Below are 772 nucleotides of genomic sequence, written 5' to 3'. Positions count from 1 at the left end.
CGGAAGCCGTCCCACTTCGGTTCGTAGGACGCGTCCGCGGGAATCGACGCCACCGATTTGGCCAGCATCGGCTTCACCGGCGGCATCACGGGCAGGCGCATTCGGCCATTGTCGCAGTGCCGTCCGCGCTGAACCGGCGATGACATTTCCCGGTGTCGACGGTCAGAAGTGGCGTGGACGCAATAATGGGCGGGGTGGACCTTCCCGTAACGCCGCCGGTGAAGCCGATGCTGGCCAAATCGGTGGCGTCGATTCCCGCGGACGCGTCCTACGAACCGAAGTGGGACGGCTTCCGGTCGATCTGCTTCCGCGACGGCGATGAGGTCGAGTTCGGCAGCCGCAACGAACGCCCGCTGACCCGCTACTTCCCCGAACTGGTCGAGGCCGCGAGGACGGAGCTACCCGGACGCTGCGTCATCGACGGCGAGATCGTCGTCGCCGCCGGCCATGGCCTCGACTTCGAGGCCCTGCAACAACGCATCCACCCCGCCGACTCGCGGGTCCGGATGCTGGCCGAGAAGACACCCGCGGCCTTCATCGCGTTCGATCTGCTCGCGCGAGACGACATCGATTACACCCAAAGGCCTTTCGAGGAACGCCGCAACGCACTCGTCGACGCGCTTTCGGGCGCGGGCACGAAATTCCAGGTCACCCCGGTGACGACCGACCTCGCGACGGCACACCGGTGGTTCGACGAGTTCGAGGGCGCGGGCCTCGACGGCGTGATCGCAAAACCTTTGGACCTGACCTATCAGCCGGACAGGCGCGTGAT

2 protein-coding genes are annotated in these 772 nt (G+C 66.3%); one reads left to right on the top strand and one right to left on the bottom strand.

Annotated features, from left to right (window positions below; translation table 11 throughout):
• Nucleotides 1–101 (bottom strand): hypothetical protein (locus tag A5698_RS29620; protein ID WP_231967337.1); only part of this gene is annotated, 101 nt, incomplete at its 3' end.
• A gap of 93 nt (nt 102–194) precedes the next feature.
• On the opposite strand from A5698_RS29620, the gene A5698_RS22430 reads away from it, so the two are divergent.
• Nucleotides 195–772 (top strand): ATP-dependent DNA ligase (locus A5698_RS22430; protein ID WP_156670856.1); only part of this gene is annotated, 578 nt, incomplete at its 3' end.

Origin of the sequence: Mycobacterium sp. E136 (genome assembly GCF_001666865.1) — a bacterium.
GTDB lineage: Bacteria > Actinomycetota > Actinomycetes > Mycobacteriales > Mycobacteriaceae > Mycobacterium.
The sequence above is the reverse complement of the archived record's forward strand: the minus strand, read 5'-3'. Positions and strand labels throughout refer to the sequence as shown.